Below are 12,457 nucleotides of genomic sequence, written 5' to 3'. Positions count from 1 at the left end.
TTGCATCATGGTACCCGTAGATACAAACGAAGCCACGATTGACCGTGGTCCGACCGAGATTAATGGAATCATTTTTAACCACCGTTTGCACAGCAGAGTGCGCTCGTATGATGTAGACCGGTTGGGCATTGTCCATAACGCTGTGTACTTGTACTGGCTTGAAGCTGCCCGCATCGAATATTTCAGAAATCTTGGTATTCCGATCGACCGACAGTCATTTGTCACAAAACATAGGTTCGTGGTAGCCAAGACGGAGATTGAGTACTTTACACCTGCCCAGTTCGATGATGTGTACACCGTGTTTACGCGGGTTTCGTTTGTAAAGAAATCATCGTTCGGATTTGATCATAGTATCCGACATGAGAATGGAACTCTGATTGCATCAGCAAAGAGTATTCTGGTTCACCTGAATCCTGCAACGCATCAGCCTGAACGGATTCCGGGATCTTACCGTGATCTGATTCTGCAGTTTGAGGGTGATGCACCGTTTGCGGGCGAATCGGATAAGGCTTAATACTCCATGGTTATTAAACCATTATAGTTTCGGCTGATCTTTGTTATCGGATCTGCAACCGAAATCAGAACCCGTCCTTTGATCAGGTTTTGTTCGCTGGGCTGTATCCATGCCAGCAGAATTCTGTTTATCGTGTTGTCGGCATCCCAACGGAAAGGGACGGGGGTGTATGCCTGGTCCAGGTATTCACCATCAACCCAGGCGTTCGACCCTACGCACGACCGGTAAATTCCGTCGATAATATATTTTTCGCATGACAGCGAAAACGAGCGTACCAGAGGCGTGGTTGTCGGCGTTGGATGAATAGTATTTGGCAATTCAAAGATGAACTGGGGTACCGTTACCGTCCATGGGGTTTGTGACCGCTCAATCAGAATCTCATGAAGGTAGGTGGTATCAGAAACGATTGCTTCGTAAGCACTGTCGGCAAAGTAGTAAAAAAACGAAAGCCGCTTTGGGTGCACACTGCCGTCAACGTTGACAATCGTTCTGTCAACGTTGATTTCCAGCGGTGAGGTGCACGACGTACTCACTGCTATCCACGTGATCATGATCAGCAGGGACTTGCCTAGCCGCACGATGGTGTTACGGGATGTCGATTCCGATACCATAGGTAAACCCAATATTACTGCTTGTAAACCAGGTGTTCTGATGCGAGTACCCCAGAATTGATGCGTCGATACCGGCATAAAAGCGAAGCGGACCAACAGGCATGTAGCTTAGACCAACAGAGCTTCGTGCTACAGGCCCTTGCCCGTATGCATACGCGAGCGTGGCCAGGCCATACGGTGAAAGACCAGGTATCAGCATGGTAGAGCCCACATATTCGTAGGTTCCTCCAAACCATAACAATACTGGTGTCTGGGTAATCCTCTGGAGCTGTCCTTGATCATTCGTTCCGGTAAACTGCTGCCGAAAGCTCTCGGTACCGATTTCAACACCAACATGATGATGATCGGAAAGTGGCGTCACAAGAGCGTACGACGTGTTTGGCAGAAAGGCCTGCTGAACTGAAGAAGGTACAGGGTTGGTTGATGTGATTTCCTGAGCCAGCGAACGAACTTTAAAAATCGCATTGGGGATTTGGGAGACCGGATTCAGAAGGTGTGCCGGACTTCCAATAGCGTTCATCATTGTACTGCGTGCAGCCTTCGGGAGGTGTGCCGTTAGTACGGCAGGTGTGATTTCATCCTGAACGGTTGCGTCAGCCGGCAGTTCTGGAACGTCTGCCTCGGCCTGGTTGTGGTCCACCGGTGTCAGGCTTGGTTGTACTGTCCTGGACGTCAGATTGCCGGAATGGGAAGGATCTAACGGGCGGTCAGCCTGCTGCTGACCCTGGTTTCGGTAAATCACGCGAACCGTGCGTATTGTGTCAGTTGGCGTTGATACCAGCAGCGATACCGGCGGTTCGTGATGAAGACCCGCAAGTCCGTTGGTGCGGTCAGCACCCGACTGCCGAAGAGTGTCACCGCCGGTTGTGCCTAATAGAAAGATAGCAATCATCAACCCGGCAAGAATGCCGCCAGCGGAAAAGAGCATCGGGATGAAGAGTCCGCTACTGCCGGCAGCAGACGCACCGGAACCTGCAACCCCCGTCATTGCTGCAATCTGCGGCAGCTCAGTAATTGCCGGAGCAGCTGCAACATCGCGCATAACGGCATTCCGCAGCGTAAGCACGTCCTTCATTTCATTCCGTAGTGACGGGTTGGCTGCCAGTTCGTTAAAAAGTTTTTGTTCGTGGGTTGGTTCCAACTCGCCATCCATAAAGGCATGGAGGGCTTCGCTCGGTGACGGGTCTGAGTAAAATAAATCTGACATGAACTATGCCTTTTTGTGTAAATCTTCTAAGTAGGGGGCTAGGATATCGCGCAGCTTTTGCTTTGCCCGGAAAATTCTGACCTTGACCGTCTCCAGGCTCACGCCTACAACCTCTGCAATTTCGTTGTACGATAGACCGTTGTATTCGCGCAGCACAAAGGCTTCCCGGTATTCGTCAGGAAGTAAATCCAGTGCAGTCTGAATAAGCTGAAGCAATTCCTTTTGCTCGTAGGGTACGTCGCGGACGCTAAGGTGAAAATCTTCAAATTGGACGTACTCACGACTGATCCGGCTTTTGTAGGTCAGACACAGGTTGCGGGCAATCGTCATAAGATAGGCCGGGAAATTCTCAATAACGGCTGCCTGCTTACCTTTATTAAATAGTTTTACAAAGGTTTCCTGTAGGATGTCCCTTGCCACTTCGTTGTTGCCGGTGATTTTGCGGCAATAGGTATAAATGCGCTGCGAGTATCTGCGGTAGAGTTCAGCCAAAGCCTGTTGCGCTATGCCTTCGCCCTTTGCCAGGTTGGCAAACAGGTGCAGATCCGAGGGATCAGGCACAGCGTGCGTGCTTTGCTGTTGCATAGTGGTTGTGGCCATAATAAACCGATATCTTAAACTCTACCCAAAAACAAGAGTGCCGATACGGTTGTAGTGACGCAAACAAACGCGAATGGTTACAGGGTAACCACGTGCAGTGACGTAATTTAGCTGTATTATGACGTTAAGTCAGCGCGTATCCGGAATTATCATGCCCAGGCTTGACGGTGAACACTGGGCTAACCAGGCGTACAGAGATAACACCTACCGTTTGCTGGACCTTGGAATCAGAAGCTTTGGGGTTTTTAAAGGCGAGTACGAACAAACCGTTGCCATGATTGAAGATTTGCAGCGGCGCAGTGGCGGACAACTGCTGTTTGGCGCTGATTTCGAATTCGGGCTCCCAATGCGAATCACCAACCGGGGCATTTCCATGCCCCGCGCAATGGCCCTGGGACGCTGCCAGACCACGATTACTGAACGAGTGGCTCAGGCAATTGCTCAGGAAATGCGGGCAATGGGTATTCTGTGGAACTGGGCTCCTGTAGCCGATATCAACAGTAATCCGGATAATCCCGTGATTAATACCCGGTCATTCGCCGAACAGCCCGACACCGTGAGTATGCATGTTAAAGCCTGGATTGCAGGAACAAAAAAGGGACATGTTCTCTCTTGCGTAAAGCACGCGCCGGGCCATGGCGATACCGCAACGGACAGTCACCTGTCGTTGCCGACAATAAAAATCAGTGCCGAGAAGGCTGTCCGCAGGGAGTTTGCCCCCTTCAGAGCAGGTATTGATGCCGGGGCTGAATCAATCATGGTTGGTCACCTCCTTGTGCCGTTTTTAGACGCACGGAAACCGGCTTCGCTGTCACAGGTTGTGGTGACCGGGCTAATCCGTGATTCATGGCAGTACAACGGAGTGATCATCACGGATGCCCTTGACATGGGAGCGATTACCACACAGTACACCGCTGATAAGGCGGCAGTGCTTGCATTCAGAGCAGGATGCGATATTCTGCTCATGCCGCAGGATACCGAAGCTGCAATAAAGGCTCTTGTACGGGCAATCCAGAGGGATGCACTTACCGAGGCACGACTCGTGGCTTCGGAAGAGAGGATTGCAGCCATGCGTTCCCTGTTACCGAATAACAGCCCGGTGCCAATTATTAATGAAAATGATCATGCAGCACTCGCACTTGAAGCAGCTCAACAGGCAGTAGTTACCTACGACGCAGACAGCGTACTTCCAATTTCCAGATACCGGCACGTTGCGGCGTTTGCTGTTGTGGATAATCATCAGCCGGAGCAGGCTACACAATGGCTGAACTTCCTTAGTCAGGCAACCGAGATGAATATTGACTGTGGTTTTATTGATGCGTCGGTGCAGGATGCCGAGATTAAGGACCTGCTGAAGGGCATTGCGGATGCCGAGATTGTGGTGTTCGGGTTCTTCCTTCGTGGCAGCGGGGAGACGAGTACGGTAGCAAGTGCCGAGAAATATGCGTCGATCGTCCATCAGCTGTCCGCCGGCCGCCCTTCGGTTGTTGTGGCCTGTGGCAGCCCGTACGGTATCGGAGCCATGAAAGCAACAGCTACCATCTACACGTTTTCGGATACAACACCGTCGGTGGCTGCTTCGGTTTTCAGGCTTACCAAGGCCTGAAAGCGTGACTGCTTGAGTCTCAATGGTATTTTTGCTGTTTCATGAACATCCTTGTAACCGGAGCTGCCGGATTTATCGGCAGCCATTTTGTCGATGAAGTACTTGGTGCCAGTAAGGCGTTGGTCGTAGTGCTTGATGCACTGACCTATGCTGGGAATATGGCGCACCTGCGCACGGCATCCGGTCATGCCAATTTTAGGTTTGTGCACGGATCGGTTCTGGATAGGGGGCTGATGGTAGGCCTGCTTGGGCAGTATGAAATTGATACCGTTGTTCACTTTGCTGCTGAAACACATGTTGACCGATCGATTGCTGCGTCTGTTCCGTTTGTTGAGACCAATGTTCTGGGAACGGCCCAACTCCTGGAAGCAATCCTGGAGCAGAAGAAGGGTGGGCGCGAAATACCATTGATTCACGTAAGCACCGATGAAGTGTACGGAGCTTTGGCGCCTGCCCAAGCCCCTTTCAATGAAAGCTGCAAACTCAATCCAACCTCGCCGTATGCGGCATCGAAAGCTGCTGCCGACTACCTGGTGCTGAGCTTTGTTCGTACTCATGGAATTTGTGCGACGATCGTGAGGTGCTGCAATGTGTACGGACCCCGACAGTATCCTGAGAAATTTATACCGGTAGCAATCACCGGGATAGAGAACGGACTGCCTGTTCCGGTGTACGGTAATGGTACACAGTCGCGAGAATGGATGTACGTTACTGATACCGCAAAATCGATTTGGCGAGTTGTACAGCAACCATTAGCAGGCGAGATAATAAATATTGGCAGTGGTTTTGAACTGCAGAATTTTGCCCTCCTTTCGCATATTGCCCGAGAAATGAAGAAAGAGGTTGAGAACGTGTACCAGTTTGTACAGGACAGACCTGGACACGACGTCCGCTATGCAATGAACTCCGGCAGGTTCCGTGAGTTATACGGCTATACTCCTGCCGTTTGCTTCGATGACGGGATTCGAGAAACGGTGAAATGGTACAGAGCAAACAATAAAAGTAATTACTCAAAGGGATTAGTATGAGTGCACCCGGACGAAGAAGTACGGGAAAGAAAACCGATAAAACGATGTTGAGTAAATCGCTCCTTGCAGCCATCGAAAACAAGTCAGTGACTGTTGGCGTGGTTGGCCTTGGCTACGTTGGGCTCCCGCTTGCGTTGGAGTTTGCAAAGGCAGGTATCCATACACTCGGTGTTGATACGAGCGCCACGAAAGTTAAACTGTTGTCGGCCGGAAAAAACTACATTGCAGATCTTGACGATGGCGACATTACACGGGTGGTAAAGAAAACAAAAACACTGCGTACCACAACTGACTTTGCCGCCCTTCAGCAGGCTGATGTTGTTTTTATTTGCGTCCCGACTCCGTTTACCGATAATAAAGAACCGGATATCTCGCACGTTATGGACGCAACGCGAAACATTGCACGCTTCCTGCGGGCAGGACAACTGATCATCCTGAAGAGTACAACATTTCCGGGAACAACTACCGAGTACGTAAAGCCAATTCTGGATTCTGCCGGTTTGCAGTGTGGTGTGGACTATTTCCTTGGGTATTCTCCGGAGAGGATCGATCCCGGGAATAAAACCTGGACAACTGCGAATACTCCGGTCATTGTCAGCGGGGTAACAACGGCATGTGCCAACGTTACTATTGCTATAAACAAATGTATTATCTCGGAAATTGTTCCCGTTAGCACTCCCGAAGTTGCCGAAATGGCTAAACTGCTTGAGAATATTTTCCGGAGCGTCAATATTGCACTTGTCAACGAACTTGCTCAGCTCTGTGACCGTATGCATATTAACGTGTGGGAAGTTGTTCAGACTGCCAGCACCAAGCCGTTCGGGTTTATGCCGTTTTATCCGGGACCCGGTATTGGCGGACACTGCATCTTTATTGACCCGTACTACCTAAGCTGGGCTGCCAGGAAGTTCGATTTCGTCACCAATTTTATTACGCTTGCCGCAGAAGTGAACGAAAGCATGCCGTTTTATGTACGAAGCATGATTGAACGGGAGATCGCAAAGCAGCCAACAACACTAAAGAAAGCAAGAATATTGCTTCTTGGGATGGCATTCAAACGCGATGTTGATGATTTACGGCATTCACCGGCTCTTAAAGTTGCCGAGCTCCTCTGTGACGATGGTGTTGAAAACATACAGTACTATGACCCATACATCCCACAGGTTGAAATCGGCGGTCGTACGATTACATCCGTTCCTGCACTCAATGCGGCCGTGTTACGGCGTGCAGACGTTGTTGTGATCACAACTGATCATAGTGCGTTTGACATTAACCTGATTGTACAACATTCAAAGGCAATCGTTGATACACGAAATGCAACACAGAAGTATGCAGGCACTGCAGGCAACATTACGCTTCTTGGTGAGGGCCGCTAAGCTGCATGAGTAAATCAATACCAAAGATCTTGTCAGTTGTTGGTGCACGACCGAACTTCATGAAGGTCGCCCCCATTCACAGGGTCTTTCAGACGATGCATGACCGGTTTATTCATCAGATTGTGCATACGGGGCAGCATTACGATGCTCAGATGAGCGATGCTTTTTTTAATGATTTGGAGATGCCGCACCCCGCGTATTTTCTTGGCGTTGGAAGTGCATCTCATGCCGAGCAGACGGCGCGCGTTATGCTGGGATTTGAACAGGTGTGCATCGAGGCACAGCCAGACTATGTTATTGTTGTTGGCGATGTGAACAGTACAGTAGCCTGTGCGCTCACAAGTGTGAAGATGGGAATCAGAACCGCACATGTAGAAGCTGGGTTACGATCTGGTGACCGGGACATGCCTGAAGAAATTAACCGTATTGTGACTGATGCAATTGCCAGTGATTTGTTTGTGACCGAACAGAGTGGCGTAAACCATCTAATTCGTGAAGGGGCTTCGGCCAACTCGATCCATCTTGTTGGCAATACAATGATAGACAGTCTGCTGTATGCCTTACCGAAGGCAGACCTCAGTACGGTACAGGCTGACCTTGGCCTTCTTGGTAACAGCTACATACTTGTTACTCTGCACCGGCCGAGTAATGTTGACAACTCGGAACAGCTGCGAATGCTGGCTGGTGTACTAACAGAGCTCTCGCAGTTGATGACGGTGGTATTCCCGGTTCACCCGCGTACACGCGTACGCCTGCAGAACTCCGGTATAACCTTTCCGAACACTGTAATTCTGTGTGACCCGATGGGCTATGTACACTTCCTGGCTCTCATGAAGAATGCGGCAGTCGTACTTACCGATAGTGGAGGTATCCAGGAAGAAACCACTGCTCTTGGCGTACCATGCGTAACCGCCCGTACGTCCACCGAACGGCCGAGTACAACGGAAATCGGTACAAATCTTCTCGTGGTGCCTGAACATGATGCTATCCTGAAAGGGGTACAGGATTCAGTTGCCCACAGTCGGAAAACTGGTGCAGTGCCACCCCTATGGGATGGAAAGGCATCGGAAAGAATAGTAACGACGATCGCCTCGTTTTTTAACTCATGAAAATGCAACACCTGCGAAAGGTACTATGACAACAGTTAAACGTAGCTATAAATGGTTATTACTTTTGGTTGTTGGTATTTATAATTCCCTCAGCGGAGTTTCGCAGAGTCAGTCCTTGCTTGATCTTGACAAGCTGAGTGCGAAGTCTGCCGTCGGCTCATCGGCCATGCTTACCGGTGAACAGGTGCCAACGGATGACCGGGTAATACCGGAAGCATACATGATTGGTCCGGGTGATGTTCTGTCATACCAAACTACAGGTCTGGATTTCTCGGAAAAACATACCGTCGTAACACCGGAGTGCAGTGTTCTTATGGAACGGGTAGGGCTGATCAAGGCAGATGGATATACCTTGGCCCGGCTTCGGGATACTATTCGTGCCGTTATTAAACGAAATGCCCCCGGACTTGAGATTTTTATTACACTCCGGCGTCCGCGGTTGGTGTATGTAAGCATCGAAGGCAATGTTCCGTATCCCGGGACCTATGCCGTGCCTGCATCAATGCGTGTGAGTACGCTGGTACGGGTAACGCGGCAGCCCTGGCTGTTGCGCCGAGATGCTGCCGTGGGTGAGCAATTGCGAATGCGTGGCACGAAGAGCCCAGCGGTTGTGCCAGAGATGAAAGCAGCCGGCACAGAAACGGTAAGTCCGTTTGCAATGCGCAATATCGTTGTGCGGCACCGGGACGGTACAACACTCGTAGACCTTGCCCGCGCACATGCAGATCAGGGGTGGTTGTATGACCCTCATTTACGTGAAGGTGATGTTGTAACCGTACCGTATGACACCGAGCCTTTTTCCTCAATCAGTATTGTTGGTGCAGTTGCCACACCGGCAACGATTGCGTACAAAACGGGCGACAAGGCGTCAGTACTGTTGTCAATGGCAGGCGGAGCGCTGGATGATGCCGATCTGAATAATGTAACCTTAATTCAGGGTGTTGATAAAACAGTGATAAAGCTTGGTGTTAGCCAGGACCTTCGTATTTCAGGGACGGATCCCGAACTACAGCCTGGAAGCACAATTGTTGTTGAGAGAAAAAGTATTGCCGGAGATGCTGTACAGCAAGGTGTGGTAGAGGTTCGCGGTCAGGTGAACTCACCAGGGGCTGTTGTTATCACGCCTGGTGTAACCCGTCTGTCGGAAGTGATTCATAAGGCCGGTGGCATAACGTCAAAAGCCTCACTACCACTGAGCTACGTGGTACGCCCCTTCTCTGATAGCCCAACGGACAGAGAGGTATCAGGTATCAGCTATCGCAATTTCATGTACAGTGATTTGAAGTTAGAGGATACACTGCGGTTCCAGTTAGATCAGTTTTACAGGGTTCCATACGTGAGTTGTTCAATTGAAACTGCACTGGCGGATACAAATTCCAGTCAGAATGTACCACTTGAGAATGGTGACATCGTAGTTATTTCCGAAGCACAAAATCAGGTATTTGTTTATGGTCAGGTAAACCGGCCGGGTTATGTACCCTATACTGCCGGTAAAACCCTGGAGTGGTACGTTAACCAGGCAGGTGGTTATGCCGCCGGCGCAGCAGAGTCACGATCACGAATCGTCCGCGCAGTGAGCAAGGTATGGGTAGAGGACGATGACGGGGTGTTTGTGCAGCCGGGTGATGAGGTGTATGTGCCGCGTCCGCCGGCTGTTCCCGCTGGTGTAGAAATGCAGACATACGCCATGATAGGAGGTATTCTATCGAGCGCCGTGGCAATTATGGCAACGTTTATTACATTGCTACGGTAGTATTCTTTACACTGTAACGGTATGCCTCAGACACTCGTTGGCGTTACCCTGTACGTCCTTTGCGGACTGTTGATACTGTATCCATTTACAGTCTATCCTGCTATTCTGTGGGTACTGGCATCGATGAAGCAAAGAAAGGTGTCCGATGCTGGTAATACTGCCAATCCGGAAATCGACATTGTGATTGCTGCTTTTAACGAAGAGACGAACATCGCACAGTGTCTTCAACAAATCCTTACAATGGAATATGAGCCTGAAAAAGTACGGATACTGATTGCTAATGACGGCTCGACGGATGCGACGGCATCGATACTGAACAGACTTGGTGCGGCTGATGGCAGAATCACGGTTTTTCATTTACCGCGCGGTGGTAAGAATGCGGCGCTTGACCATGCATGCCGGTATCTGCACGCTGAAATAACAGTATTTATGGATGCTGATGTCGTTCTTCAGCCATTCAGTATTGGTACCTTGGTTCAGCCGTTTTCAGATACAGACATTGGCGGGGTATTATCAGTGATTGCACCAAATCCGGCATCAGATGCCGCTCCGTCTGCACATGCAGGTGAGTCAGTTTACCGGATTATTGACCGGACTGTTAACCAATTAGAATCACGCGTAAACAGTACTGTTACCTCGAATGGTGCACTGTATGCTATCCGAAGATCACTGTATCGCAACATCGGAAACAGTCGTTCTGCTGATGACCTCGCGCATGTGCTTGCGGTCTTGCACGCCGGTAAGCGAGTAGTTGTGAACCCTCGGGTTCGGGTACAGGAGCAAAGGGAAACCAATGAGCAGGATCTTAATATCGAAGCTGCACGAACAGTACGCACTGTATCGTCGGGCATGGCTGCAATCTGGCAGTACCGCACCCTGCTGCAACCCCGGTTTGGCATGACGGCATTTTCCTTGTGGTCGCACAGAATCGTTCGATATCTTAGTCCGCTTGCGTATGGAATGATGATCATAGCCACTTTCTTAACAATTCGGAATCCTACCGTTTTTGCAATTCTCTTGTACTCTCATCTTGTTTTTATTGGTCTGGCCTTGCTTTCAAAGACTGCCGGAAGGATGGGTATAACAATTCCAGTAATTTGGATTGCTGAGTACTTTATAGTAATGAATTATAGCTTATTTCGTGGGCTTGTTTTATTTCTTCGGAAGAGGTCGTACGATAAGTGGACGCCCGGAGCTTCATGACACCGCAGGTAACCAGCAAGCGACAGATATTTCGGGGTGGCGGCGTCATCATTGCCTCTCAGGTAATAACCATGGGGCTGATGTTCTTTGCACAACGCACAATTCTATCTGTTCTAACAAAGGAAGAAAACGGTTTTCTGTTTGGTGAGCGCAGGATTATCGACTTATTCCTGATCATCCTTGTTGATGTAGGGATCAATATCATTGCCATGCGCCGCTCGATCCTGAGGCCTGACGAAGGCCACATCGTGTTATCATCAGCGGTAGCATTACGTCTTGCACTGTGGATTCCATCCGGTGTTCTGGCAGTTGGTTACGGTGTAATATCTGGTTTTCGGCTTGTGGATCTTGTACTGCTTTGTGTGTTACAGCTTATGTCAGCAAAAACCACATTACTGCGGTTCTTATTGGAAATCCCATACCGGAATAAGCTCAAGTTCGAAATTCCTGCCCTGCTGTCCATTCTTGAAACTGCCTTTTACCTGGGTCTGGTTTTATTCCCGCCACGGCAGTTAACGGTATCCACAGTAATAGCATATTCGATCGTTGCGGCAGTGCCATCGTTTATTACACTGCTTCTGATTGACCGCGGTCGGTATTTTCACTGGAAGCACATACGAATTCCCGAAATGAAGTCACTGGCCAGGGAAAGCATCCCGGTAGCTATCATGATAACACTGATTGCGTTGCATGATAAAATGGATGCAATAATGTTGAACTGGTGGAGCACAAAGAAAGAGTTGGGAGGTTTTGGTGCTGCCTATGTTTCGCTAGCACCACTTACTACAACAATCCCGATAGCGGTTACACAAGTCGTAATTCCGCTTGTAACACGTGCCTTTGCCGTGAGCATGAAGCAGTGTGCGCAGTATGTGCTTGGCGCACTCCGGGTCTTAGTTCTCGTCTCTGTACTTGCAAGTGTTGTTCTTACGAATTTTACACCTGAGGTCATTGAATTGGTGAGTAAGGGACAGTACCTTGAATACGTGAGGCTATTCCAGTTGTTTTTATGGATGTCGGTACCGATTTTTATTCTTGTGTATTCGCAAGAGGTTATCATTGCTCTAAACCAATCAAAGTTATCATTTATTATCGGTGCAGTTCTTGCCGCTACAACCATCATATTTGGCTGGGTGTTAATTCCGGCCTACCAATCGTGGGGGGCAGGTGTGGCCAAAATGCTAAGTGTTTCCAGCGGAGCCGTTGTATCGCTTGTTTTGATCGACAAAGCTCTTGGAAGGTATGCTGACAGGAAGGTGTACTGGGCAATGGTAATTCCGGTGGCAGCAGCCATTCTGTGGAGTACACAGATGGGGATGTTTTTTCATCGGTATGTTGTTGGGATATCGGGAGTTGTAGTTGTTGCGGCAGTATCGGTACTTTCAGGCTTAGCCAGGAAGTCAGAAATTAGAATGGTGCTTGGAATCCTGAAAAAGGGGAACAGGTAAGG

11 protein-coding genes are annotated in these 12,457 nt (G+C 49.6%); 8 read left to right on the top strand and 3 right to left on the bottom strand.

The genetic code is table 11. The annotated features are described in order from the left end of the window. Positions 1-7 precede the first annotated feature (7 nt). Positions 8-514, top strand: coding sequence for an acyl-CoA thioesterase (locus HRU79_01315; GenBank protein ID QOJ25354.1), 507 nt, complete (start codon positions 8-10; stop codon positions 512-514). On the opposite strand, the gene HRU79_01310 is transcribed toward HRU79_01315, so the two are convergent. The 3 genes from HRU79_01310 to HRU79_01300 are packed head-to-tail and all read right to left on the bottom strand — an operon-like array spanning position 511 to position 2,932. Further along, positions 511-1,125, bottom strand: a complete 615-nt coding sequence (locus tag HRU79_01310; GenBank protein ID QOJ25353.1) for a hypothetical protein — start codon at positions 1,123-1,125, stop codon at positions 511-513. The two genes, HRU79_01315 and HRU79_01310, sit on opposite strands and share 4 nt — an antisense overlap. Then, on the bottom strand, positions 1,100-2,332 hold the full coding sequence (locus HRU79_01305; protein ID QOJ25352.1) for a hypothetical protein: 1,233 nt from the start codon (positions 2,330-2,332) through the stop codon (positions 1,100-1,102). Before HRU79_01305 ends, HRU79_01310 begins: the two co-directional genes overlap by 26 nt. 3 nt (positions 2,333-2,335) lie before the next feature. Then, positions 2,336-2,932 carry an RNA polymerase sigma factor gene (locus tag HRU79_01300; GenBank protein ID QOJ25351.1) on the bottom strand — a complete coding sequence of 199 codons (597 nt, stop codon included), beginning with the start codon at positions 2,930-2,932 and terminating at the stop codon, positions 2,336-2,338. A 118-nt stretch (positions 2,933-3,050) separates the two neighbouring features. Here HRU79_01300 and HRU79_01295 point away from each other — a divergent pair, with 118 nt between their 5' ends. From HRU79_01295 to HRU79_01265, 7 genes are read left to right on the top strand one after another with little or no spacing between them, the layout of a single operon-like run. Next, positions 3,051-4,538: a hypothetical protein gene (locus HRU79_01295; protein QOJ25350.1), complete on the top strand. Its 1,488-nt coding sequence runs from the start codon at positions 3,051-3,053 to the stop codon at positions 4,536-4,538. Between the two features lie 41 nt (positions 4,539-4,579). Beyond that, positions 4,580-5,566, top strand: coding sequence for a dTDP-glucose 4,6-dehydratase (gene rfbB, locus HRU79_01290; protein QOJ25349.1), 987 nt, complete (start codon positions 4,580-4,582; stop codon positions 5,564-5,566). Further along, entirely contained in the window at positions 5,563-6,942 is a 1,380-nt protein-coding gene (locus tag HRU79_01285) for a nucleotide sugar dehydrogenase (GenBank protein QOJ25348.1), read from the top strand. The genes rfbB and HRU79_01285 overlap by 4 nt, the downstream gene beginning before the upstream one ends. 5 nt (positions 6,943-6,947) lie before the next feature. Further along, complete coding sequence (wecB, locus tag HRU79_01280) at positions 6,948-8,051, top strand: UDP-N-acetylglucosamine 2-epimerase (non-hydrolyzing) (GenBank protein ID QOJ25347.1); 1,104 nt, start codon at positions 6,948-6,950, stop codon at positions 8,049-8,051. A gap of 25 nt (positions 8,052-8,076) precedes the next feature. Next, positions 8,077-9,804, top strand: a complete 1,728-nt coding sequence (locus tag HRU79_01275; GenBank protein QOJ25346.1) for an SLBB domain-containing protein — start codon at positions 8,077-8,079, stop codon at positions 9,802-9,804. A gap of 21 nt (positions 9,805-9,825) precedes the next feature. Beyond that, positions 9,826-11,007 (top strand): glycosyltransferase, encoded by a 1,182-nt coding sequence (locus HRU79_01270; GenBank protein ID QOJ25345.1) that lies wholly within the window; start codon positions 9,826-9,828, stop codon positions 11,005-11,007. Beyond that, positions 11,004-12,455 (top strand): hypothetical protein, encoded by a 1,452-nt coding sequence (locus HRU79_01265; GenBank protein QOJ25344.1) that lies wholly within the window; start codon positions 11,004-11,006, stop codon positions 12,453-12,455. Before HRU79_01270 ends, HRU79_01265 begins: the two co-directional genes overlap by 4 nt. Positions 12,456-12,457 lie beyond the last annotated feature (2 nt).

This window comes from Ignavibacteria bacterium, from assembly GCA_015709655.1.
Classification (GTDB): Bacteria; Bacteroidota; Ignavibacteria; order Kapaibacteriales; family Kapaibacteriaceae; genus OLB6.
Note: the sequence above shows the minus strand (reverse complement) of the source record. Positions and strands in the feature narration are given on the sequence as shown.

Coding starts and splice junctions, on each gene's coding strand:
- HRU79_01275 (QOJ25346.1), top strand. CDS start 8,077: ATGACAACAGTTAAACGTAGCTATAAATGGTTATTACTTTTGGTTGTT.
- wecB (QOJ25347.1), top strand. CDS start 6,948: ATGAGTAAATCAATACCAAAGATCTTGTCAGTTGTTGGTGCACGACCG.
- HRU79_01300 (QOJ25351.1), bottom strand. CDS start 2,932: ATGGCCACAACCACTATGCAACAGCAAAGCACGCACGCTGTGCCTGAT.
- HRU79_01305 (QOJ25352.1), bottom strand. CDS start 2,332: ATGTCAGATTTATTTTACTCAGACCCGTCACCGAGCGAAGCCCTCCAT.
- HRU79_01310 (QOJ25353.1), bottom strand. CDS start 1,125: ATGGTATCGGAATCGACATCCCGTAACACCATCGTGCGGCTAGGCAAG.
- rfbB (QOJ25349.1), top strand. CDS start 4,580: ATGAACATCCTTGTAACCGGAGCTGCCGGATTTATCGGCAGCCATTTT.
- HRU79_01315 (QOJ25354.1), top strand. CDS start 8: ATGGTACCCGTAGATACAAACGAAGCCACGATTGACCGTGGTCCGACC.
- HRU79_01295 (QOJ25350.1), top strand. CDS start 3,051: ATGACGTTAAGTCAGCGCGTATCCGGAATTATCATGCCCAGGCTTGAC.
- HRU79_01265 (QOJ25344.1), top strand. CDS start 11,004: ATGACACCGCAGGTAACCAGCAAGCGACAGATATTTCGGGGTGGCGGC.
- HRU79_01270 (QOJ25345.1), top strand. CDS start 9,826: ATGCCTCAGACACTCGTTGGCGTTACCCTGTACGTCCTTTGCGGACTG.
- HRU79_01285 (QOJ25348.1), top strand. CDS start 5,563: ATGAGTGCACCCGGACGAAGAAGTACGGGAAAGAAAACCGATAAAACG.